At 47.9% G+C, this 23619-nt stretch carries 23 protein-coding genes; 14 read left to right on the forward strand and 9 right to left on the reverse strand.

Annotated elements, in window-relative coordinates; genetic code table 11:
* From HA050_RS19120 to HA050_RS19165, 9 genes are all read left to right on the forward strand, one after another.
* Positions 1–881: RHS repeat-associated core domain-containing protein (locus tag HA050_RS19120; RefSeq protein ID WP_277344430.1), on the forward strand; the 881-nt coding region annotated here is incomplete at its 5' end.
* An 8-nt stretch (positions 882–889) separates the two neighbouring features.
* Complete coding sequence (locus HA050_RS19125) at positions 890–1369, forward strand: DUF6714 family protein (protein ID WP_166829803.1); 480 nt, start codon at positions 890–892, stop codon at positions 1367–1369.
* Positions 1370–1787: 418 nt separating this feature from the next.
* Complete coding sequence (locus HA050_RS19130) at positions 1788–2282, forward strand: hypothetical protein (RefSeq protein ID WP_166829807.1); 495 nt, start codon at positions 1788–1790, stop codon at positions 2280–2282.
* A gap of 414 nt (positions 2283–2696) precedes the next feature.
* On the forward strand, positions 2697–3410 hold the full coding sequence (locus tag HA050_RS19135) for an RHS repeat domain-containing protein (protein WP_205836512.1): 714 nt from the start codon (positions 2697–2699) through the stop codon (positions 3408–3410).
* Between the two features lie 4 nt (positions 3411–3414).
* A complete protein-coding gene (locus HA050_RS19145) occupies positions 3415–3837 on the forward strand; it encodes a hypothetical protein (protein ID WP_166829812.1) in 423 nt (140 codons plus the stop codon).
* A gap of 172 nt (positions 3838–4009) precedes the next feature.
* Positions 4010–4291 (forward strand): tetratricopeptide repeat protein, encoded by a 282-nt coding sequence (locus tag HA050_RS19150; RefSeq protein ID WP_166829814.1) that lies wholly within the window; start codon positions 4010–4012, stop codon positions 4289–4291.
* 1146 nt (positions 4292–5437) lie between these two features.
* Positions 5438–6025, forward strand: coding sequence for a hypothetical protein (locus tag HA050_RS19155; protein WP_166829817.1), 588 nt, complete (start codon positions 5438–5440; stop codon positions 6023–6025).
* Between the two features lie 511 nt (positions 6026–6536).
* On the forward strand, positions 6537–7697 hold the full coding sequence (locus HA050_RS19160; protein WP_166829820.1) for an AAA family ATPase: 1161 nt from the start codon (positions 6537–6539) through the stop codon (positions 7695–7697).
* A 105-nt stretch (positions 7698–7802) separates the two neighbouring features.
* On the forward strand, positions 7803–8684 hold the full coding sequence (locus HA050_RS19165) for a CPBP family intramembrane glutamic endopeptidase (RefSeq protein WP_166829822.1): 882 nt from the start codon (positions 7803–7805) through the stop codon (positions 8682–8684).
* A 9-nt stretch (positions 8685–8693) separates the two neighbouring features.
* Here HA050_RS19165 and HA050_RS19170 read toward each other — a convergent pair whose 3' ends face one another.
* The 3 genes from HA050_RS19170 to HA050_RS19180 all read right to left on the reverse strand — a co-directional run bounded on the left by HA050_RS19170 (position 8694) and on the right by HA050_RS19180 (position 10984).
* Positions 8694–9113 carry a hypothetical protein gene (locus tag HA050_RS19170; protein WP_166829825.1) on the reverse strand — a complete coding sequence of 140 codons (420 nt, stop codon included), beginning with the start codon at positions 9111–9113 and terminating at the stop codon, positions 8694–8696.
* 82 nt (positions 9114–9195) lie between these two features.
* The gene (locus HA050_RS19175) at positions 9196–9567 is read right to left on the reverse strand and encodes a hypothetical protein (protein WP_166829827.1); all 372 of its coding nucleotides are present in this window, start codon (positions 9565–9567) and stop codon (positions 9196–9198) included.
* 31 nt (positions 9568–9598) lie between these two features.
* Complete coding sequence (locus tag HA050_RS19180; protein WP_166829830.1) at positions 9599–10984, reverse strand: cryptochrome/photolyase family protein; 1386 nt, start codon at positions 10982–10984, stop codon at positions 9599–9601.
* A 127-nt stretch (positions 10985–11111) separates the two neighbouring features.
* On the opposite strand from HA050_RS19180, the gene HA050_RS19185 reads away from it, so the two are divergent.
* The 5 genes from HA050_RS19185 (at position 11112) to HA050_RS19205 (ending at position 14891) form a co-directional block, all read left to right on the forward strand.
* Positions 11112–11663: a YqgE/AlgH family protein gene (locus HA050_RS19185; RefSeq protein ID WP_233702997.1), complete on the forward strand. Its 552-nt coding sequence runs from the start codon at positions 11112–11114 to the stop codon at positions 11661–11663.
* A 69-nt stretch (positions 11664–11732) separates the two neighbouring features.
* Positions 11733–12215 (forward strand): Holliday junction resolvase RuvX, encoded by a 483-nt coding sequence (gene ruvX, locus HA050_RS19190; protein WP_099396527.1) that lies wholly within the window; start codon positions 11733–11735, stop codon positions 12213–12215.
* Complete coding sequence (locus tag HA050_RS19195) at positions 12208–13170, forward strand: aspartate carbamoyltransferase catalytic subunit (protein ID WP_166829832.1); 963 nt, start codon at positions 12208–12210, stop codon at positions 13168–13170. The genes ruvX and HA050_RS19195 overlap by 8 nt, the downstream gene beginning before the upstream one ends.
* A 78-nt stretch (positions 13171–13248) precedes the next feature.
* The gene (locus tag HA050_RS19200; RefSeq protein WP_166829835.1) at positions 13249–14526 is read left to right on the forward strand and encodes a dihydroorotase; all 1278 of its coding nucleotides are present in this window, start codon (positions 13249–13251) and stop codon (positions 14524–14526) included.
* A gap of 98 nt (positions 14527–14624) precedes the next feature.
* Complete coding sequence (locus HA050_RS19205; RefSeq protein ID WP_166829838.1) at positions 14625–14891, forward strand: acyl-CoA-binding protein; 267 nt, start codon at positions 14625–14627, stop codon at positions 14889–14891.
* A gap of 31 nt (positions 14892–14922) precedes the next feature.
* On the opposite strand, the gene HA050_RS19210 is transcribed toward HA050_RS19205, so the two are convergent.
* The 6 genes from HA050_RS19210 to mreC all read right to left on the reverse strand — a co-directional run bounded on the left by HA050_RS19210 (position 14923) and on the right by mreC (position 23563).
* Positions 14923–17970, reverse strand: coding sequence for a bifunctional diguanylate cyclase/phosphodiesterase (locus HA050_RS19210; RefSeq protein ID WP_166829841.1), 3048 nt, complete (start codon positions 17968–17970; stop codon positions 14923–14925).
* A gap of 240 nt (positions 17971–18210) precedes the next feature.
* Positions 18211–19146: a septal ring lytic transglycosylase RlpA family protein gene (locus HA050_RS22400; RefSeq protein WP_166829844.1), complete on the reverse strand. Its 936-nt coding sequence runs from the start codon at positions 19144–19146 to the stop codon at positions 18211–18213.
* A complete protein-coding gene (gene rodA / locus HA050_RS19220; protein ID WP_166829847.1) occupies positions 19143–20255 on the reverse strand; it encodes a rod shape-determining protein RodA in 1113 nt (370 codons plus the stop codon). The genes HA050_RS22400 and rodA overlap by 4 nt, the downstream gene beginning before the upstream one ends.
* Positions 20248–22170: a penicillin-binding protein 2 gene (mrdA, locus tag HA050_RS19225; RefSeq protein WP_166829850.1), complete on the reverse strand. Its 1923-nt coding sequence runs from the start codon at positions 22168–22170 to the stop codon at positions 20248–20250. The genes rodA and mrdA overlap by 8 nt, the downstream gene beginning before the upstream one ends.
* Positions 22167–22673, reverse strand: coding sequence for a rod shape-determining protein MreD (gene mreD, locus HA050_RS19230; protein ID WP_166829854.1), 507 nt, complete (start codon positions 22671–22673; stop codon positions 22167–22169). The genes mrdA and mreD overlap by 4 nt, the downstream gene beginning before the upstream one ends.
* On the reverse strand, positions 22673–23563 hold the full coding sequence (mreC, locus tag HA050_RS19235; RefSeq protein WP_166829857.1) for a rod shape-determining protein MreC: 891 nt from the start codon (positions 23561–23563) through the stop codon (positions 22673–22675). Before mreC ends, mreD begins: the two co-directional genes overlap by 1 nt.
* Between the last annotated feature and the right edge of the window lie 56 nt (positions 23564–23619).

A 23619-nucleotide genomic window follows, 5' to 3' on the forward strand; every position in this document is an offset into this window, starting at 1 on the left:
TGGGTGAATATCAGGCAGATAACAAGCCGGTGCAGGAAATCATTTGGCTGGGCGATACACCGGTAGCCGTGGTCAGTACAACGGGCGCAAGCGCTAACATCAGCTATATTTGGGCTGATCACCTTGGTACGCCTCGCCAGATTACTGACCCAGCCAGCAAACAAATCCTCTGGCGCTGGGATGGTGAAGCCTTTGGTAACAGCCTAGCAGATGAAGACCCAAGCAATACGGGTAAGAAATTCAGCTACAGCCTACGCTTCCCCGGCCAGTATTTTGATAAAGAAACCGGCAAGCACTACAACTACTTCCGGGATTACGACCCGGCTACCGGCAGGTATATTCAATCAGACCCGATTGGTTTGGCTGGCGGGATTAATACTTATGGCTATGTGGGTGGGAATCCGGTTTCAGCGATTGATCCTGTGGGATTAGCGGGCATAATTCCAGGGCCAGTTCCGCTGCTAATTCCGATTCAAAATAATATGAATAATAAGAATGAATATGGGCAGCCTCAAGCTGATTCGCCGGATGATATTGTACTAAAGGCGAAAAAATGGTGGAAAGAGACTTGTGGAAATGACGGTAAGTATGCTGGTGATGGAGTTGATCCACCTGGTGATTGTTCAAAAGGAAATTATGATTATTTAAAAAATAGAAAAGATCAAATGTGTAATGTTTCTGGAGGAAGAGGCTGCGGTGGTTTAGATAGCTGTGCTGTAATTAAAGATAAGATGGTTATGAATAATGCCTGCATAAATGCAAGAAATGATGTAATGAATATGTGTTTCCATGGTGGTGATTTACGACATCAGTTAGAAAGGGAAAATGCTCGTAATAGCTTGAACAAATGTATTGTTTATTCTGCGATTAAAGGGTGTTAGGGGGTGGTATGGATAAGTTTGAATTGTTACATATGCTTGAATCTGCCTTTGATGATGCACATACTATTCGTAGTGTTGATTTATTGTTTGATAATAAATGCCAGTTGGAAGATTGCAGGCGTGCAATTAATATATTTAATAATAAGCGATGGGGAGAAGTAAAAGATAGTGACCTTTTATTTACAGAGGGGGTTGTTTATCGATTGTCTGATAAGGCGTTTTCTTATTATGTTGCCTCATATTTACGATGGTTTGTGCAGGATTATGCTAATGCAGATGTTATGGTTGATTGTGTTTTGTCAATGCTAACTCCTCCGTTTAGTAATGGTGAGGTTAGGTTGTCTTGGGTTGAAAAACGGATTAATTATTGGTCTATTAGCCAGAATAATGCAATTGCTAAGGTACTTGATTATCTTGCTGATAAACAAGGCTGCTATTTGTCAAGTCAAGCGTTGGATGTTTTTTGGGAGCAGTATTTAACCAAGTAAGGCGGGTTAGTTTTATCAACCTGAGCTAACGGCCGTCAAATTGGCTGCTTTTAATTCATCACCACTCTGGCTATTCAAAATAGTGGCGGGTTATCTCTATCGCTAACCCGCCATACACCACATTGGGCTTTTGTAGTGTGTGGCTGAGTCTACAACGCCCAACACTCAAGTAATGTTGAGTAAATAACAATGACGCCGCCAGCAATTTACGCCGCATTGAAGACATTAATGCCTCGCTGTGCAGCCAGGAATATAGTTATGATCTGCTCGATCGGCTAAATCTGGCCATTAGTCATAACAGCTCGTAAGCTGAAGTTTTTTTTGTCAGTGCAGCTAGAGTCAGAGGTTGTCCATATAATCAAGATGCAGATCGAGAAATTACTCTTGGTCCTAAATCACCAACAGCGAAATATTAAAAATGCGATACTTGATTTCTAAAAAATATACTATTTATTTTGAAGTTAATGTAGGCGATGAAGAAATTGAGATTGCAGCTTACGCTAAGGGTATCCAAGGTGGGGATGTAAAAAAAATAGCAAATTCAGAGTCCGCTGGTTTTTATGATGTTTATAATAAAATTGGCCTATTCCTTGACAAGGGTAGAGAGGAATATGCTGGCAATAGTTATTTCAAAGTTGCGCTAGCTCATGTTCAACAATATAAAGATAATCTATATGGGTTTTCAATTTTTGAAGGATCTGTCTTTAATCTCGAAAAGCTGCTGTTTATCCAAGAGGCATATGTACAATTTTTTTCGTTAGAAATAGCTTCATTTTTTTATGAGCTAAATGAAAGTGATTGGGCCATGTTTTATCAAGAGCTAACAGTATGTTCAGATAGTAAAAATGAACACTATTCTGAAGTGATTGAACTTGAGAGGCTTGTACAGTGCTGGAAACGTATTAGCTCCTAAATTGAACGTATACGTTGGGCTTTGGTATTTTTCCTTAAGCCTACAAAGCCCAACTTCCAATCAATGTTTACTAAATAACAACGATGCCGCCAGCAATTTCGCCGTATTGATGACATTAACGCCCCGCAGCGCAGAAAAGAATATAGCTACGATCTGCTCGACCGGCTAAATCTGGCCGTCAGCAATAACAGCTCGTTTAATTATTTTTATGATTTTAACGGCAACCGTACTGACCAAACCGTTGGAATAACTGGGGTCAGAGTAAAGTTAAATCTAATTTCTTTGGCTCTGAGAATGTTAAACAAAGGAATTAAACTTTTTCTGATCCAAGTTATACGCTGAGTTATTCCTGCTCTGTGTATCAATGATACTCAGGGCCATTTACTGGGTGAATATCAGGCTGATGGCAAGCCTGTGCAGGAAATCATTTGGCTGGGCGATACGCCGGTAGCTGTGCTTAGCACTGCGGGTGCCAGCACTAACATCAGCTATATCTGGGCCGATCACCTTGGCACACCTCGCCAGATTACTGATCCAGCCAGCAAGCAAACCCTCTGGCGCTGGGATGGCGAGCCATTTGGCAATAGCCTGGCTGACGAAGACCCAAGTAAAACGGGTAAAAAGTTCAGCTACAACCTGCGCTTCCCCGGCCAGTATTTTGATAAAGAAACCGGCAAGCTCTACAACTACTTCCGGGATTACGATCCTGCGACAGGGCGATATATTGAATCTGATCCGATTGGTTTAGCGGGAGGGATTAATACTTACTTATGGATATGTGGGAGGAGATCCGCTGAGTTACACCGATCCGTCAGGCTTAGTGCCGAATTTTATGGTTCCACATCAGGTAGGAAGAATACTCAGCAATTGGTTCAAAAGGCTTGCAATAATGTATTCAACAAGGATGAGTTGGAAGGTTTGACCGAAAAGGTCATAAACGATATTTCCTTGTCAGATGCTGTTAAGTTCAAAGATATTGATCCGAATAGCACTCCGGTGGTTCTGACGTCAGAGCAGAAAAAAATACTTGACGGCGTCATGAAGGGGCTTCAGGGCGATGCGCTTGGTGATAAAGCCAACAAGCAATATCAGAAGGCCATGCAGAATGGCGTCATTAAGGTGCGATAAAACAATGACTGACAAGTCGAACTTCTTATCAGGACTGCAGGCTGGCAGTATGGTTTATGCTGTTGGCGTTATCCTGTACGTTGGATTATGCCTAACCTTAGTGGTGGCGAACCTTTTGCTCGGGTACGAGGAATGGCATACGGCAAGAAGGGTAGTATTGATGCTATCTGACGGATTGTTGTTTCCGTTTCCCAACGATTTGCTCCCGCTATTTTATGGGTTGTTTGATAGTTGGCCCGGGGCAATTGGGATGGTTGGCGGCCTAAATCTGGCATTTTTTTGGCTGGCCGGGAGGTTTGTTCATGCGCGCAGATCAAACAGTGCGATAATTTTTGCATTTATTGGATATTTATTGCTTTCCGTACTTATCTATTTTTTTGCTAATTATTTATTTTTCTCTGTTTTTTTTATGCAGCCACACCCATAGGCAGCCACATTTCCGAGACTGACCACCAACAATCTATGGGTATGTGGGTGGGATCCGTAATAGTTAAAATAGATCTCAAGGACATTTTTATGCGAAGTAATGCACTTGTTCTTTCTGCTTTTTTTTGAGTTTAATTTTTTTTTTTTTTTCAGTTTTTTGTACTACATATTTTTTGCATTGGCATGATCAAGGTGTTGCGCAGTCATATATTTACCATGCTATGAATGATAAAAATTTATCAAGCATTAAGAAAATTGAATTATTTAATAGAGCTATTGCGCTTAATGAAAGCTCTGTCGAGGCTAGGCTAGGGTTAGCTGCAGCGTATGAGAATTCAGGTTTTGAAGCCATGGCTAAAAATGAATATGAAATTGCTATTTTACTAACTAGTCCCAGTGATATTGGGGTAAAAAAAATGATAGCGCATAAAATTGATAAGATTCAAAGGAAGTAAGAACAATGGAATTAGCCGGGATAGCTATTGAGACTTTGTTTGTGTTTTGGATCGTTTTTATGAGGGGAGCAGACGAAATAAAAGAAAATTCGTTCTGGTGTCAATTTGTACATCCTCTTGCTGGAAGATGGAATGCGGACGGTATAAAGATTTATGTAATCGGAGGCTGGATTGCAACTATTCTCATATATTTTATCCTTAATTAGGGGCTCGTAGAGCACGATATGCTTATGGCTCTGCAGGGCAATTAGCTGGAGGTCCTGGTGGTGGATAACCAAGGATCAAGGTGAAACAGGAATAAGTTGGGATCCTGCAGCATCAAAATGCAGTTGTGAGAAATAAACCGGGGATTTTATGCTTATTGGTGGTTACAAACGCGATGGCACAAAAGATAAAATTAAACCTTGGGTATTTATATGTGTTGGAATAACTTTCTTCCTTGTTCTTCTTGTGCTTGTATTTCTTGATTAAACTTCATCACGGGTATCTTTTATAAGCTGCCGTGCTTCGCTTGTCGGCCAGCTAAATAGCAACACACTAAACACCGTGTGCCGCCATTGAGTTGGCTTTGTCTTTTGGGTTAAATTTATTATGCGGGGGTTAGATTGAATCGCCCCCTGTTTTGTCGACAATTTTTGTCCGCTTAGCTCGGTAGGTTGGGCTAAAGCTTTATCAGCCCAACATTTGCATCATGGAATTGTTGGGCTGATCGGTCACCAGCCCAAGCTGCAGAGCTTTTAACTATTATTACGATTTCAGCGGTAACCGTACCGACCAAACCGTTGGGGCGGGGACTACAAATTATAAGCACGCTGACAATAGCAACCGCCTGTTCTCATCCAGCGGGGCCAATAAAGCCACTTACACTTACGAGGCTTGAGTAAAGTGTCATGAAATAAGGGCATCCCACCTATTTGACCATCCGAAATAGCTATGTTGGGCAAGCAGCTAAATCAAGGGTTCCGGAGCAAGAGACATAATTAGGCATAAAATTAAACCTGATTATGTTTTTTGCTCAATAGCATCTGCATAGATGGTTTTTGTGAGTGTGTAGAATGGGGGCTTATCTGAGAGTAGTGCTGAATAAATACTCGGATGAGCACTCGCTTTACCATATTGTAGTTTGAATAAAGGCATAATCAGAAAATGAAAAGAGTAGCAAAAAATCAATTCTATTTGGCTCTTGGGCAAGCAGACCCTCGGTTCACAGACGAATTTTCTATTAATATTGTTCGCAGAGATACATTTGAATTGGTGTTGGTAAAAAAGTCTATTGAACATAATATGGATCAGTTGAATCATTTTGCTGTAAGTTTATTGAGTAATCTTCCTTGTCCAGAAGATTGGATGCTTGCAAGTAGGAAATGCCTTGCCATTTATTTAAAGGCAAGAAGAAAAAAAGAATGCTTTATTACTGAGCTTTTAGGTAAAGATAAAACTGTGATTGATGTTGCTAAATATCTAAAAACACTTGAAAGTCACGTTGCCTACATAACACAATGTTACAACTTATTAAATGAGAAAGAGCTTGTTTTTTTACTGACTCCCACAAAAGTGGAAATTGAAACATATGCATCAGCTGACACAAGTGATTTGTTTTATGGGAGAGTGGCTTCTTATAAATTTATTACAAAAAAAACGCCTGAAATAGACAAGGCATATAAAATATTGCTGAATATTATTTCAACTATATATCCAGATTGTGATTTGGAGAGTATATCTACTAGCTTATAAAAAAATTAAATTAAAACCTTGTAGAAAGGATTGATTTTATCAACCCGCGCTGACGGCCATAAAATAGGCGGTCTGTATTTATCGCCATTCTGGCGGTAATAAATATTTGTGGGTTAGGCTTATGGCTAACCCGCCATACACCTCATTGGGATTTTGTAGTTTGTTACTAAGCCTGCAAAGCCCAACTTCCAATCAATGTTTATTAAATAACAACGATGCAAAAAGTAATTTATGCTGTTTCTATAAAAATAACGCCCCGTAATGCAGTCAGGAAGATAGTGATGATCTGCTTGATTGATTAAATCTGATCGTCATTAATAAATGGTTTAATTCGATATTTTAAGGCTTTAACAGCGTAATTCTAATTAATACAAATAATCAGCGCCCTGCTATTTAGCTGAAGTTCTGAGCTTTTATCCCCGGCTTTTTATCTCTGTGCATTTTGTAAAGAAACACCCAAGCCACAGGCTGCGCTTGGCTTTATGATGGTGTTTTTTGCCGGTTGGTTGCCATGCTGCATAAACTTGCGATTGCCAATTACCGTTCCCTGCGCGATTTAATTATTCCTTTGGCTCAGCTCAATGTTATCAGTGGAGCTAATGGTTGCGGGAAATCGAGTTTATATCGCGCTTTACGCCTGATTGCGGAATCTGCGGCGGGGCGTTTGATTGGGTCTTTGGCGCAGGAAGGGGGCTTTGCTTCTACTTTGTGGGCGGGGCCGGAGAGTATTTCTGCTGCAATGCGCCGTGGTGAGGTGCCGATTCAGGCAACGGTCAGAAAAGCGGCGGTTTCACTGAAGCTGGGTTTTGCTGGCGATGATTTTTCTTATGCGATCGATTTGGGTTTGCCCACACCCAGCTCATCGTTATTTGCGGCCGATCCTGAAATAAAGCGTGAGAAAATCTGGGCGGGCAATGTTCAGCGTGATGTGGCCTTGCTGATGGACAGGCGTAATGCCGTAGCCAAAACACGCGTGGGGCGCAGCTGGCAGGTGGTCAGCCAGCATGTGCCTGCTTACGACAGTATTTTTAGCCAGTGTGCCGATCCGGTGAATGCGCCCGAGGTTTTGCAGCTGCGCGAGGCGATGCGCCGCTGGCGTTTTTATGATCATTTACGTACCGATGCCAGCGCGCCCGCCAGGCAGGGGCAGATTGGTACTTACACGCCTATTCTGGCGAATGATGGTGGCGATCTGGCTGCGGCGCTGCAAACCATCATTGAGATTGGCGATGCCGCTGCACTCATGGCGGCGGTTGACGACGCTTTCCCCGGTGCACGAATCGAGATTACCGTGAATGATGGGCGCTTCAGCGTTTTGATGTGGCAGCGTGGCCTGTTGCGCCCTTTGGCGGCAAGGGAGTTATCGGACGGTACGCTGCGCTATTTATTGCTGATTGCCGCTTTGCTTAGCCCGCGCCCGCCGGAGCTTTTGGTACTGAACGAGCCTGAAACCAGTTTGCATCCGGATTTATTGCCTGCTTTAGCCCGCTTAATTTCTGCTGCGTCGGCGCACAGCCAGGTAATTGTGGTCAGCCATGCCAGCCGTCTGGTTGCTGCGCTTGAGCGTGAGGCAGATTGCAATTCGATTATTTTGCAAAAAGACTGTGGCGAGACGTCGGTTTTAGGGCTGCATGATTTAGATAAGCCGGTATGGTCGTGGTCAAACAGATAGGTTTTGTATTTGGGAAGGCCTGTTTTGTTCTTGATTACGTTTTTTGATTCGGGATTCAGCGCTTAGCGGCGTTGATTTTTGTATGCCTCTTTTTATTGGTTCTGAATGCTGAAGCTTCTAAGTTCTCCCGCTTATGTGTTTTTAATGCTGGCCATTGTATGTGTGTGGCTGCCTGCGGTGCGATGGGGCAGGTTTGCTGTATTGCCTTATTGGGTCTTTTTTGGGCTGGCGCTTTGCGCCGGGCTGGCAACAGGTGTGCTGGGACTGGTTGGCGTATTGGCGGTGTTTTTGCTTGCTTTAAGCTTGCTGGTGGCGGAGTGCAACCGGCTGCCAGGGGTTTTACGGCTGGCTTTGGGCGTGATTGCGGCGGTGCTGGCGCTGGCTTTGGCGGTGCATCGCGTGCCGGGTTTTAATAATTTGCTGCTTTTTAATGGCGTGCAATTAAGCGCTGATTCGCCGCCATTTACGCTGTATGCCAATTTAGATAAAGGGCTGGCTGGCTTCTTATTGCTTGCCATTTTTTGCCGCAAGGCCGCAAGCCGGGCGGAGTTGAAAGAGGGCTTGCAGCGTTCATGGCGGCTGGCTTTGGCAAGCATTGCAATCCTGATAATGCTTGGGCTGCTAAGCCAGTTTTTCCGTGTGGATTTAAAGTTGCCAGCGCATACGGCGGTGTTTTTGCTGGTGAATTTACTGCTGACTTGCGTTGCCGAAGAGGCTTTTTTTCGCGGCTTTGTGCAGGAGTCTTTGCACCGCTTAAGCAGCAAGCCTTTAGGCACGGCACTGGCGGTGGGGGCTTCGGCGCTGTTGTTTGGGCTGGCCCATTTTTCAGGCGGAGCAATATATATGGCTTTAGCTTGCCTGGCGGGGCTGGGCTATGCCTTGGTGTATCAGCAGAGCCGGCGTATAGAAATGGCGGTTTTGCTGCACTTTGGATTTAATCTGATCCACTATTTGTGCTTTTCTTACCCAAAGTATGCGGGCGTTTAAGCCTGATCTTCAGCTCTGGCTTACAGGAATGCTGGCGGGTTGTGCATGTGCCACTTTAGGCGCAGTGCTGGATTTTACTTCGGCCACTACAGTGCTGCTATCGCACGCGTCCCCTGCGTTTTCTACCCAGCATTCACACTGATCAATATTGCCTTTGCTGTCTATTTGTACTTTTAGCGGGCCAATTTTGCACCAGTTGTTATTCTGGCTGGAATACAGATGATCTACATCCAGTGCTTTGGGGCTAAAGCTGTGAGCAGGCAGGGTGTAAATGCCGTGTTCGCCATCCCAAACGGCAACGGGCAGGCTGCTTTGATTTACCACTTTGCCATTTAAGGGCCATGGCCAGTATATGGCAGAGGCATAGGTGCTGAGGCAGCTGATAGTAAGGAAAAGCAGGGTATAGAGAATTCGGGTCGTGCGGGTCATGTGTCTGCGCGCTGAAAAGTCAGCCGTCTATCATGCCGCTATTCGCTTGCCTGTGGCTGTGATCTATTGCCGCTTCTGAGCGTTAAAATTGAATACACGCCCGGCCTGCTTCAAGCGAGAAACAAGGGCAGTTTTCCAGATAGCCATCAGCTTTCAGCGTAACAGTCTTCATGCCTAATTTGCACCAGCGCCCGGATGCGGTTTCTTGAACATGATCGATATCCTGGTGATCCCCGGAGCGGGTTTTTGCGGCAATTGTGTAGTAAAGATGGTCATCATCCCAAACTTTGGCAGGCTGGGCGGATTGATTGATCAGCACGCCATTCAAAGGCCATGGCCAGTGCCCGTCCTGCTCTTTTTCTTGCATGATGGCAAAGTAAGCGACGGCGCTGGCGCTTATGGCAAGGAAGAGGCCAAGGGCAATTAACCTTGCTGGGGTGAATATTTTCAGCATCGTTGGCACAGGCTCTCTGGGGGGTAAAAAATTAATTGCGTTTAAATAAAGCCAGTGCAGCCAGGCGCTGTGCTGCGTGATCCACAATCGGCTCAGGATAATCATAGTTGGCTTTTTGCCCGAAAATAGCTTTAGCCAGCCATGGCGCGTGGATTTCTTTATTGCTGAGCGCGGCAAGCTCGGGGCAATAGCGGCGGATAAACTTACCCTGAGGATCAAAGCGCTCTGATTGCGTAACCGGGTTAAATATCCTGAAATAAGGTTGGGCATCGCAGCCGGTGGAGGCGGCCCATTGCCAGCCACCGTTATTTGCAGCTAAGTCAAAATCATTGAGTTTTTCGGCGAAATAGCGCTCGCCCCAGCGCCAGTCAATCAGCAGGTCTTTGACTAAAAAGCTGGCGGCAATCATGCGCAGGCGGTTATGCATAAAGCCGGTTTGATTCAGCTGGCGCATGGCGGCATCCACAATCGGAAAGCCCGTGCGGCCTTCGCACCATGCGGCAAAGTAATCCGGCTTATTCGGGAAGGGCAGCGTGTCGTATTCTGGCTTAAATGCGTGCTGAACAACTTCAGGCCTGTGCCAGAGGATTTGCTGATAAAACTCGCGCCAGATCAGCTCGGAAAGCCATGTTTCTGCACCTGCGCCACCAATCTGCCAGGCTCTTTTTGCTAATTCTCTGATCGATACCGTGCCAAAGCGCAGATGCACAGATAAATAAGACACGCCCTTTACTGCCGGAAAATCTCTTGCCTCATGGTAATCCGTGATGCGTTGGCAAAAGTCATCAAACAGTGCCTCGCCGCCGTCCATGCCGGGTTTGAGTATGCTTACGTCTGTATCATCAAAACCCAGCTCTGCCAGTGTGGGCATTGCTTCGCCACTCAGCGGCGCAAGGCTGCTTAAATAAGGGCGTATGGGGTAGGACTTCAGATAAAAGTCATTTACTTTTGCCAGCCATGCGCGTTTATACGGAGTAAATACGCTGTACATGCCGCCGGTTTTTGTGAGCACTTCGTCTTTTTCAAAAATCACTTGGTCTTTGAAGCTGTAAAAGCGGCAGCCCATGGTGGCTAATTGCCCGGCTACACTGAGATCTCTGGCAATGGCTGCGGGCTCGTAATCGTGGTTGCAGTAAAGTGCTGTGGCTTTGAATTCTTTAACCAGGCTGGGGATTTCATCACTGGCCACGCCATGGCGAATGATTAAATCCGATCCTTGCTCTATTAAGCTCTTTTTTAATTGCTGCAGGCTGTGCCAGATAAATGCCACGCGCCGGTCATCTTTTGATAATCCATCTAAAATGGCAGTATCAAAGATAAAAACGGCAATCACACTTTTGGATGCTTTCAGTGCGTGGTACAGGGCGGCGTGATCAAATAAGCGCAGATCGCGTCGAAACCAAACAAGTGATGTCATGGACTAAGGCAGTGAAGTGGGATGCGGTATTGTGCCATTGGTCCGAGGCGTTGTTGAATGATTTGTCACCAAGCTGATGCGCCCATTTTTAGCGCCTTGTGCGATAATTACAGGCATGGATAACGCAATGAACTTTTCTCGTCATTTTTTGATTGCGATGCCTAGCCTCGTTGATCCCATTTTCTCCCGGGCCCTGACCTTTGTGTGTGAGCACAATGAGCGGGGCGCTATGGGGGTGATTGTGAATCGGCCGCTGGGCATGACGCTGTCGTCGCTGTTTGAGCAGATTGATATCGAGCTGCACCGCCCCGACATGGCCGCGCTGTCGGTGCATTTTGGCGGGCCGGTACAAACTGATCGAGGCTTTGTGCTGCACACGCCCTTGGGCAGCTGGCAATCCAGCCTGGCCGTTTCAGATGAAATGGGGCTGTCTACTTCCAGAGATGTTTTGCAGGCGCTGGGGGACGGCGAGGGGCCGGATCAGGTGTTTCTGACTTTGGGCTATGCGGGCTGGGATGCCGGCCAGTTAGAAAACGAGATCGCTCAGAATTCCTGGCTTACGGTAGAAGCCGATCCCAAAATTATTTTTGATTTACCGCCCGAAGCGCGTTATGCCGCAGCCTTGGGTTTGCTGGGTATTGATATTGCCATGTTGTCTAAAGAAGCAGGCCACGCTTAGCAGCGGCTTTGTTTGGGCATACCACATTTTGAAATAGCCCGAAGCATCCGGGCTGTCATCTGGAAAATAATGAGTACTCTCCTGGCTTTTGATTTTGGTGAAGTGCGGATAGGCGTAGCAGTTGGCTCATCCGAGCTGGGCATTGCCCACCCGGTAGAAACCATCACCGCAGAAGAAAACGAGCGCCGTTTTGCGCGGGTTGAGCAGCTGATTCGTGAATGGCAGCCTGCAAGTTTAATCGTTGGCCTGCCCAGCCATTTAGATGGCACGCCACATGAGATGACGCGCCTTTCGCGCAAATTTGCCAATCGCCTGCACGGGCGTTTTGGCCTGCCGGTATTTCTGGTGGATGAGCGCTTATCCAGCGCCGCTGCCTGTAGTGCATTAAACGAAGCGGGTGTTCGTGGGCGCCGCCAAAAGCCAGCTTTAGATCAAGTGGCTGCCATGCAGATTTTACAAACTTATCTGGATTCACCGGCTACGGGCGAGGCGCTCAGCCACCGCTCACCGGAGGCTTCAGCTGATCGTTCCGACGAGGATGCCGATGTATAACCCGCAGTTAAATGCTCAAGGTGAGCTGATCCACCTGTTAACGACCGAAGGCCTGCCTAAGCGCATCCTGACCCAAATCCTTGATCAGGCTGCCGAATATGTTGAGAACGGCGAATTACTGAATAATAAATGGCAGGATCTGGCTGGCACTTCTGTTTTTAATTTGTTTTTTGAAAATTCTACCCGCACCCGCACCACCTTTGAGCTGGCCGCAAAACGCCTGAGCGGCGATGTATCCAGCCTCAATATTCAAGCCTCCAGCACCGCCAAGGGCGAAACTCTGCTCGATACCATCCACAATCTGGAAGCGATGGGCGCTAATTTATTTGTGGTGCGCCATTCAGAATCGGGCGCGGCGCATTTAATTGCTAAGCACGTTAAAAAAGGCGTCGCGGTGGTGAATGCAGGCGATGGCCGCCATGCTCACCCTACGCAAGCCATGCTGGATATGTTTACTATCCGCCACTTTAAGGGCGACTTTACCAAGCTGCGCGTAGCGATTGTTGGCGATGTTTTGCATTCGCGCGTGGCGCGCTCGCAAATCCATGCGCTGAGTACTTTAGGCTGCCCGGAAATCCGTGTGATTGCGCCAAAAACGCTCTTGCCGACCGGCATTGAGCAGCTGGGCGTGCATGTATACCACGATATGGCCGAAGGCCTGAAAGACGTGGATGTGATTGCCATGCTGCGTTTGCAAAATGAGCGGATGGCGGGGGCTTTTCTGCCATCGACTCAGGAATTCTTTAAGTATTACGGCCTTACCCCGGAAAAACTGGCGCTGGCGAAACCGGATGCCATCGTGATGCACCCCGGCCCGATGAATCGTGGCGTAGAAATCGATTCGGCCGTGGCCGATGGCCCGCAGGCGGTGATCTTGCCGCAAGTGACTTTCGGTATCGCTGTGCGCATGGCTGTGCTGGCGATTGTGGCCCGTAATCAGAAAGCGAATAAATAATATGAAAAATGTTCTTTCGGTATTGACCCGCGTATGGCCGTATTCAGAGTGTTTCGCCAGCAAAGTGGGTAAACAAAAATGAAAAACATCGCAATTCTTGGCGGGCGATTAATTGATCCGCTGAATAACACCGATCAGATTGCTGATTTATACCTGGCTGGCGGCAAAATTGTTGGAGTAGGCGCGGCTCCTGCTGGCTTTGTGGCGGATGAAACCATAGATGCCAGTGGCTTATTAGTCTGCCCCGGTCTGGTTGATTTAGCCGCACGTTTGCGCGAGCCTGGCTTTGAATATAAAGCCACTTTGGCATCCGAAATGGCCGCTGCGGTGGCCGGCGGGGTGACCAGTATTGTGTGCCCGCCAGACACTGATCCGCCGCTCGACGAGCCCAGCCTTGTAACCATGCTGCGCCAGCGCGCTAAAAATCTGGATTTGGCCCGTCTCTATCCTGTGGGCGCTTTAAGCCGCCAGCTTAAAGGCGAAGAGCTCACCGAAATGGCCGAGCTGCGTGATGCCGGTTGTGTGGCGTTTTCGCAAGGCGATCAGCCTATCAGCGATTTACAAATTATGTATCGCGCCATGCAATACGCCGCTACTTTTGGCGCAGAGCTGCGTCTGCGTGCGCAGGATGCCGGTTTAGGCAAGGGTGTGGCCCACGATGGTGATTACGCTACCCGCCTTGGGCTGACGGGCATTCCAGTGCTGGCCGAAACCGTGGCGATTTCTAATATTCTGCTGCTCATGAAAGAAACCGGCGCGCGCGTGCATTTGTGCCGACTTTCATCCATGGCCGGGCTGGATCTGGTGCGTAAGGCTAAAAAACAAGGCCTGCCGGTGACTTGTGATGTGAGCATTAATCATGTTCATCTGGCCGATGTGGATATTGGCTTTTTTGACAGCAATTTCCGTTTTGATCCGCCATTACGCTCGGTTCGTGACCGGGATGCCATTGTGGCCGCGCTGGCGGATGGCACAATTGACGCCATTTGCTCCGATCACAGCCCTGTGGATGACGACGGTAAATTACTGCCGTTTGCTGAGGCAGAATCAGGTGCCACAGGGCTTGAGCTGCTCTTGCCGCTGACCCTTGCATGGGCAGAGCGCCAGCATATTTCATTGCCGCAAGCGCTGGCTAAAATCACCGCTGTGCCTGCTAAAATGCTGGGTTTTGCTGCGGGTTTAGAAGTGGGCCATCGTGCAGACATGGTGATTTTTGATCCGGAAGCGCATTGGCAAGTCACGCCTGCTGCATTAAAGAGCCAAGGCAAAAACACGCCGTTTGTGGGCATGGAAATGAAAGGCCGGGTGGTGCATACGCTGGTGAAAGGAAAGCGTGTGTATCAGTTAGCCGACTAAGGGATATCAACAAGCCCGTGTTGCTTGGTTTATCCAGGCGCACGGGCTATACTTTTGCCTTATTAAAACGATCGTTTTATCCCTCTTTGGAGAACACAATGTCTGATCTCGCTTCCCTGTTTCAAACCGCTCAGGATGATGTGGTTAAATTAAACGATGCGCCTGATGTGGCAACGAAGCTCAAGCTTTATTCTTTGTTTAAGCAAGCAGCGGAAGGTGATGCAACAGGCGATCGCCCGTCTGCAATTCAGTTTGTGGCCCGTGCCAAGTTTGATGCATGGTCAGAATTAAAAGGTATGACTGGCGACGAAGCCAAACAAAAATATATTGATCTGGTTACAGAATTAAAAGCAAACGACGAATAAAAAAATGCCGGGTGATTAAGCCCGGCTTTTTTTACAGCGCTAATTTTTTGCTGCTTATCAGCATTTCTTCAAACGCCGCTGCAGTAACAGGTTTACTAAATAAGAAACCCTGAATTGATGCAGTTTGTGTTTGTTTTAAAAATGCCAGTTGTTCGCGTGTTTCTACGCCTTCTGCCAGTACATCCATTCCCAGTGTTTGCCCCAGACCAATAATGGCCAATACAATTGCAGCATCATTATTATTACTGCAGGCATCCCTTACAAAGCTCTGGTCTATTTTTAGCTTATTAAAAGCAAATTGTTTTAAATAGCTCAGGCTGGAATAACCCGTTCCAAAATCATCTAAAGACAGTTTTACGCCAAGCTGTTTAATACCATGCAGGGTAGACATCACTTGTTTAACCTCCTGCATAATCACCGATTCGGTTACTTCTAATTCCAGATGGCGGGCATCGAGTGCGGCATCATTTAAGGCCGAGGTAATGATTTCTAAGAAATTAGCCTGGTGTAACTGGTGGGGGGATAAATTCACCGCCATATTAATCGGAGCTAATCCCATTGATTGCCATGCAGCAGCCTGGCGGCAGGCTTCTTTTAACACCCAATTGCCAATCGGGATAATTAAACGGCTTTCTTCTGCAATGGGTATAAATTTAGTGGGCGATATCAGCCCATGCTTAGGGTGATTCCAGCGAATAAGTGCTTCTGCACCAATGATTGTTCCGTCTTTAAGGCTGAGCTGCGGCTGGTAATAAAGAATAAACTCATTATTAAGCAGCGCGGTGCGCATGCTGGTTTCCAGTTCCAGCCTTTCTGAAGCACGGGCATTCATTTCAGGCGTGAAATATTGAAAATTGCTGCGCCCCTGTGCTTTTGCCTGAAACATAGCCACATCGGCGTTGCGAATTAAATCATCTGCTGTTGTGCCGTCTTCAGGATAAATACTGATACCAATTGAAGTAGAGGTTGAGAAATGCCCGGCCTCTAATTCAAAGGGTTTGGCAAAGGAAGCCAAAATAGCTTCTGCAATGGACCCCGCAATCAGGGAATGGGAGATATTGGTCAGCACAATGACAAATTCATCCCCTCCTAATCTCGCCAGAATATCTCCCGGGCTGATTAGTTTTTTAAAGCGGTTCGCTACCTGAGCCAAAACGGCATCTCCTGCGGCATGGCCCAGGGAGTCATTAATCGTTTTAAAACGATCTAAATCCAAAAAGAAAACCGCTAAGTTTTGCTGATTGCGCTCTGCTGAGGCAAGCGCAAGCCTGAGTTCATCACGCAGTAAATTGCGATTAGCCAAGCCTGTAACAGAATCGAAATTCGCTAATTCAACGATGCGCTCCTGGGCTTCTTTGCGCTCAGTAATATCGGTCATGGTGCCAATAATGCGGGTGGGTTTGCCACTGGAATCAAATGCGACAAATTTACCGCGCGATTGAAACCAGCGGTATTCTCCTGACTGTGTTTTACGGCGATATTCGCTGATTAATTGCGGCGCTTCCCCTTTCAAGTATTGCTGAAAATGGGCAAGCGATTGTTCTTTATCATCAGGATGAACCTGTGCCTGCCATTTTTTAAAGCTTTCATCTCCGGGCTTTAAGCCCAGCAGCCTGTCATATTCAGGGCTGGTAATGGCAGTTTGATCGCCAGTCATCTGCATATCAAATAAGCCAGTATTTGAGGCTTCCAGGGCCAGCCGCAGCTGTTGCTCACTTTTAATAATGGCAAGCTCAGCCAGACGGCGCTCGGAGATATCCCGGACGACAGCGCAATTGAATTCCAGCTTTTTAAAGACAATAAAATTAGAGTTGATCTCGGTAGGAATGCTGCTTCCATTACGCGCTTTAAGTGAAATTTCATCTCTTAAATGTTTATGGGTTTTTAATTTCTGCCAGAATTTAAGCCAGTAATCCGGGTTGAATGTGGGGTTAATATCGCGCAATTGCATAGAAAGCAGCTCTGATTCGCTATAACCCAGCCGGGTACATGCAGTGGTATTCACATAGCGGATGCGGCCCATGGCGTCCAGCCAGATGGCCATATCCGCACCATGCTCTACTGCAACTTTGGTGAGATAAAGATCCGCTTCGGTTTTTTCTAAACGAGATAACTGGCGAAATACATAAACGAGCAGAAGCGCGCCAAAGAGCAGCATTAAAAAAGTAATGCCAATATTAAGCAGGCTTTCGTTTTTCCATGAGCGTAATGCTTCGTCTTTATCTATGCCTACCGAAATACCAAGATGCCATTGCTCCAGATATCGCCAGCCAAAAATGCGTGTCATTTGCTCAACCTGGCTGTGCTCAGTAAAGAGGCCACTTTCTTTACGCGCAAAATGATCGCCAAAAAATTCTTTGCCTGATATATCCCGGCCAACATCCCGATCGTTATGCGGAAAGCTGGCAAGAGAAATGCCATCATCCCTGAATAAACGAATAACAATGCCTTTTCTCTGGCTGAGTGAAGAATAGAAGCGCTCAAAATAGCCAGGGTTAATGCCTGCAATTAATACGCCATTAAATTGGCCTTGTTTATCAATTAAGGGGCGAACCAGAGGAATAATATCGAGGTTACCGCTGGGGTCTGCCTGCTGCTCAGCAATATAAAAGCGCGCCTGTGGCTGCATTTTTGGGGCGCTAAAGCTCATTGACTGAGAAATATTATGCTCGGGAGCGGGGTGTTGCAGGGTGGAGGCCGTGATATTGCCTTGCGAATCGGCCGCTGCAAAGGTGCTGAGCTGGGGGTACTGGCTCAGCTGGCGGCTTAGAAATGCGTACAGGCAAGGCTCATTTCTGGCGGCAAGGCAGCTTTGAAAAATATCATCGTTTTGAATCTTATACAGCCCCTGCAGGCTGTTTTCCATGCTGCGGCTTAAGTGCTCATCAATGGCCCGCGCCATGGTCAGAATTTCTTTTTCGCTGCTGTGTAAAGTGTCTTTATAGTCCCGGTAAACAGACCAGCTGACTGCGGCAATCGTAAAAATAAAGATAGAGCTGGAAAGCACAATCAATAAGCGGCGAATCTGCTCAAAAGAGTGTTCGGCATCGGGAGAGGATGCCGCTTGAGGATGAGACACACAGTCACCTTAAATAAATACAAAATAAAAATTAAAGCGCTGAGCTTAAGGGAGAAATCGCGGCACATTATCCCATCGGTTAAAACAGGCTTAATGTAATGTGATCTACTTAAGCTTGGGCTGGGTAATGACTTTGTTATAGGCAATATAAATCAGCCTGTGCAGGGCAGACGGAGCCAGCGCGCTGTGCGCTGGTCCTTTTGAATTTGCTGATGCAGCCAGCGCAGTGCGCCGGCTGGTTTAGTGGCTGAGTACGGCGGGCAGCTGGTAATCGCCACTGATTCTGGCGGCTGCCAGCTCGGCACTTTTTCTGTCAGGGTAGGGGCCAAGCCTTACCCGGTGAAGCTGGCCTATGGTCTGAATCAGCAGCTTGCTTGAGTCGCTGTCCAGCTGGCTGGATAAGTGATTGCGGAAGTTTTCGGCATTGGCTAAAGAGCCAAATGCGCCCAGTTGCAAGTAGATTGCACCATTACCTGCATCGGCCAGCGGAATGCTGACGGGTTTGGGTTTGGCTGCAATTACGGGCTGAACGGCTGCGGCCACACTGCCTGGCGTGTCGCTGGCGAGTAAGCTTTCAACCTCTACTTCGGCACTGCCTTCCATGGTGTAGCCCAGGCGGCAGGCGGCCAGAAAAGACAGATCCATCACGCGGCCATGCAAAAACGGCCCTCTGTCATTGACGCGCACAATAATGCTGCGGCCATTTTTTACATTGGTGACGCGGGCATACGATGGGATGGGCAAGGTAGGATGCGCTGCCGTAATGGCGAACATATCGTAGATTTCACCAGTCGATGTTTTTTGCCCGTGAAATTTGCGCCCGTACCATGATGCAGTGCCACGTTGTTTTAATTCGCCAGGCCGTGGCAGCGGGGTGAAATTTTGTCCCAGCACGGTATAAGGATTATTTGCCCAGCGGTGCAGCGGCTCCCAGCGTGGCAAAGGCTCAGGGATCTGATCTATCCCTGAGGGAAATGAATCCATCGGGCCATCATCTTTGTAAAAAGCGCCGCCCCCTTTGGCCGAGTAGTTGCAGCTGTACTGCGGCGGCGTAGTCGGGCCTGGTGGTAAATTAGCTGGTAAGGGCTTGCCAGGCTGAGCCGGGGGCAGAGGTGTGGTGCTGCAGGCTGCCAGCAGGAGGGCGGCGATCAGCGGTGAATAATGTGTTAGCTTCATGATTTCATCAACTTACGATCACCCTGCACACTCATTAAAAGGCCAAAGCCGGTCAGCAGCGACACCATCGATGTGCCGCCATAAGAGACCAGTGGCAGCGGAACGCCTACTACGGGCAGAATTCCGGAAACCATACCCATATTAACGAAAGCGTAGGTAAAAAATGTCAGCGTAATCGCCCCGGCTAATAAACGCCCAAACTGGGTTGAGGCGTTATTGGCAATAATTAAACCGCGGCCAATCAGCAGCAAATATAAAATTAACAGGATGGCATTGCCCAAAAGGCCGAATTCCTCGCCAAACACGGCAAAGATAAAGTCTGTGGTGCGCTCCGGAATAAAATCCAGATGGGTTTGTGTGCCGTTTAGCCAGCCCTTACCAAAGATTCCACCTGAGCCAATTGCAATTGTGCCCTGAATAATATGGTAGCCGGCGCCCAGCGGATCTTGCATGGGATCAAGCATGGTGGCAATACGGCGGCATTGGTATTCGTGCAGAATATTAATGCAGGAGTTCCAGTGCATGACTATATAGGCCAGCCCGCCGCCCGCCGCCCCCATCAGGCCGATAAACTTCCATGATAAGCCGGCAAAAAACAGCACATAAAAGCCGGATGATGCAATCAGCAGGCTGGTGCCCAAGTCGGGCTGTTTCATAATCAGGCCAACCGGCACAATCATCAGCAAGGCCGCAAACAGGTAGTGTTTCCAGCGGATGCTGGTTTCAAAGTGATGAAAGTACCATGCCAGCATCATAGGCAAGGCCAGCTTCATCAGCTCTGAAGGCTGAATTTTTGTGACCCCAATATGCAGCCAGCGGCGTGCGCCGTGGCTGATATCACCAAAGAGCGCCACGGCAATCAGCAGCAGTAAACCCACCACATAAGCCGGTACGGCGAGGCGGATCAGGGTTTGCTGGGAGGTATTAGCGACCAGCCACATCACCGTCAGGGCGATGCCCATAAAGGTAATTTTGTTGATGATCATGTCCAGATCGCGGTTGGACGCAGAAAACAACAAAATCGTGGAAAGCACAAGCACCAAAATGGTAAACAGTAAAAGCCAGGGATCAATTGGCCGGATAAAGCGGCCCCAAAGATGCTTAATCACCGATGATCTCCTCTGTGCTGCTTGCTGCCTGAGGAGCCGCGCTGCTGGCTGCCGCTTTAGGGATGGCAGGCATTTTGCCGGTAAGATAAAAATCCAGCGCCTGTCTTGCAATCGGAGCTGCCGCCTGTGCGCCAAACCCCCCGTTTTCTACAATAACGGCGAGTGCAATGGTCGGCTTGTCTGCCGGGGCAAAAACAATAAACCAAGAGTGATCGCGTAAACGCTCGCTGATGTTTTTATTATATTTACTGCCTTTCAGGCTATACACCTGCGCCGTACCGGTTTTACCCGCGGCAACATAAGTAGCACCAGCAAAAGTACGTGCTCCGGTTCCTTCGCGGATCACCCCTTCCATACCCCGGATCACCCGCTCTGTATTTTCACTTTTCCAGTTCATGGTTTTAACGGGCTGTGGCTCCACAATTTTTACAATCCCGGTGATGGGATCAATGATTTTGCCAACGGCGTGCGGGCGGAACATTACGCCGCGATTAGCCAGCGTGGCGGTTGCATGGGCCATTTGCATCGGCGTGTAGCTGTTATATCCCTGGCCAATCCCAATCGAAACGGTTTCGCCTGAATACCATTTTTGCGTGGCGGGTGTTTTAAAGCGTTTTTTCTTCCATTCCGGGCTGGGCAAAACGCCTGGACGTTCGCCATTCAGGTCGACACCGGTAGGGCTGCCAAAATCGAGCGTGCTCATAAATCTGGCGATATTGTCGATGCCCATTTGTACGGCAAGCTGGTAGAAATAGGTGTCGCTGGATACCACAATCGAGCGGTCAAAGCTCATTGAGCCATAACCACCGGCATGTGAATCGCGGAATTTATTATTGCCATACATAAAATAGCCGGGATCGCTGATGGTTTGCCGTGTCAGCGGGAAATCCCCTTCGAGGGCCGCTAAAGCCATAAATGGTTTAAAGGTTGATCCGGGAGGATATTCGCCGCGAATCGCCCGGTTGAGCAAAGGCTTATCAATCGAGGTATTGAGCTCATTCCAGTTTAATGGATCAATTCCATCCACAAATAAATTGGGATCAAAGCCCGGCTTGGAAACCATGGCTAATAAGCCGCCGGTTTTAGGATCAATAGCGACTAATGAGCCACGGCGCTTATCAAATAAATCTTCTACTACTTTTTGCAATTTAATATCGACAGACAGCGTGAGATCACTGCCGGGCACAGGCGGCGTGCGGCGTAAGGTGCGCACGGCCCGTCCGCCGGAATCAATTTCAACTTCTTCAAAGCCGGTTTTGCCATGCAATTGCTGCTCGTAGCTTTGCTCAATCCCAATTTTGCCTAAATGATCGGTGCCACGGTAATTGGCGGCAACACCGTCTTCGTCGAGTTGTTCTAAATCTTTGGTATTGATACGGCCAATATAGCCAATTAAATGGCTGGCGATTTCGCCTAATGGGTAATGTCTGAATAAACGCGCTTTAATTTCTACGCCGGGAAAGCGGTAGCTGTTGGCCGCAAAGCGGGCGACTTCTTCATCGCTTAAACGGGTGCGGATAGGCAGCGTTTCAAAATCACGTGTTTCATCACGCAGCTTTTTAAAGCGGCGTTTATCTTTGGCCGTGATTTCGATAATGCCGGATAGCTGCTCGATTGTTTCTTCCAGATTGGCCTGCTTGGAAGGGGTGATTTCCAGCGTATAAGCAGAAAAATTATGCGCCAGAATAACGCCGTTTCTGTCCCGGATAATGCCGCGCGATGGCGGAATCGGCACGAGAGAAATTCGGTTTTGCTCGGCCAGCGTCATGTATTTATCGTGCTGAACAGCTTGCAGCCAAAAAAAACGGCCAAACAGCAGGGAAAAAAGAGATAAAACAAAAAGAGCAGCCGCGATGATTCGCAGCTGGAAAGCGTATCGCTCTCTATGCTGATTTTTAAGTTCGCCGCGGCTCATAGTTCTTCAGTCGTCGGTCTGCGTTGATGAGAGAGCAGAATATTTGAAAGGGGGGGCCAGATAAATGCAGCAACAAAACATCCTGCAAAATAGGCCCAGCCAGGGAAAGGTGCACCCATTGCAGTACGCAGGGCCAGCATCAGCGCCTGCCCGGACAGCATCAGTGCTAAAGCAACAAAAGCCTGCTGCCAAAATGGGAAAACGGCCAGCTGGCGCTGACGTGCCAGTGTAAGGTAGGCGATCACGGTATAGGCAAGTGCATGCTGGCCAAGAATATTCCCGTCGGCCACATCCATTAATAGCCCCAGAAAAAAGGCCCAGCCCACACCCACACGACGGGGCTGGTTGAGTGTCCAGTAGATAATAAATAAAGCGACAAAATCCGGTGCAAAGCCGATCAGGCCTGCCTGCCAGGGCAACAGATTAATGGCAAGCGACAGAACAAAGGTCAGCAGGATGAAACCACTGCTGACCGGGCGAAGTAATTGACGTGAAACAGGCATTAGCGACCCTTCTTTTTCTTGGCCCCAGCCGTTTCCGAAGCATTGGCTGGATAAGGGGCAGCGGCTTGATTGTGATCTAAAATAAGTAAGAAGCGATGTTGCTCAATACCTGCCAGAGGGGTGCAATAAATTCGGGCAAAGGCATTGCCGGTATTGCGTTCGATTTTTTGCACTTTGGCTACAGGTAATCCTTGCGGATATAAACCATCAATACCTGAAGTAATCAGAATATCGCCTTCTTTAATTTCTGAATTAGATGACATATTGCGAATTTCAAGCGGTAAACCACGCCCCATTCCATAAATCACCGTACGCAACTGATTGCGCTCAATCTGTACCGGCACCATATGATTACGATCAGAAATCAGCCGCACTTCACTGGTCATTGATTGCACCCGGACCACCTGACCTACCACGCCGCTGGCATCTACAACAATTTGCCCTTCACTGATCTTGGCTCTTTCACCCCGATCGACAATCAGGCGGGCGGTAAACGGATCGCGGCCATTGTAGAGGATTTCTGTAAGCTGGCTGGGCTGGCTGGCCTGAACACTATTGAGCTGCCTCAGGCGGGCGTTTTCTGCTTCCAGTGATTTTAATTTCATCGCGTTAACACTGGCTAAGAGCTGGGCATCGTGCAGTTTACGGTTTTCCCCCAGTAGCTCAGCTTGCCTTGATAAAAAGGTGCTGGTGTCTCTGAGTACCTCGAATGGCGCGGTGACCAGCCATTGCAAAGGGTAAAGCAGGATAGAGAGCTGCTGGCGGACAGGCCCGAGCATCTGATAGTTGGCGTCCCCTACTATCAAACTAACAGACAGGACAGAAAACAGGAAAAACCGCGTCAGCGGTTTTGGTCCCTGCTTAAAAAAGGCGGGCTGAGAGGCTTGCATGAAAGACGGCCGATGTTTCTCAAAAGCTAAGTAAAACGCAAACCACCTCTTTAAGC

It is taken from the genome of Iodobacter violaceini (genome assembly GCF_011601265.1).
Classification (GTDB): Bacteria; Pseudomonadota; Gammaproteobacteria; order Burkholderiales; family Chitinibacteraceae; genus Iodobacter; species Iodobacter violaceini.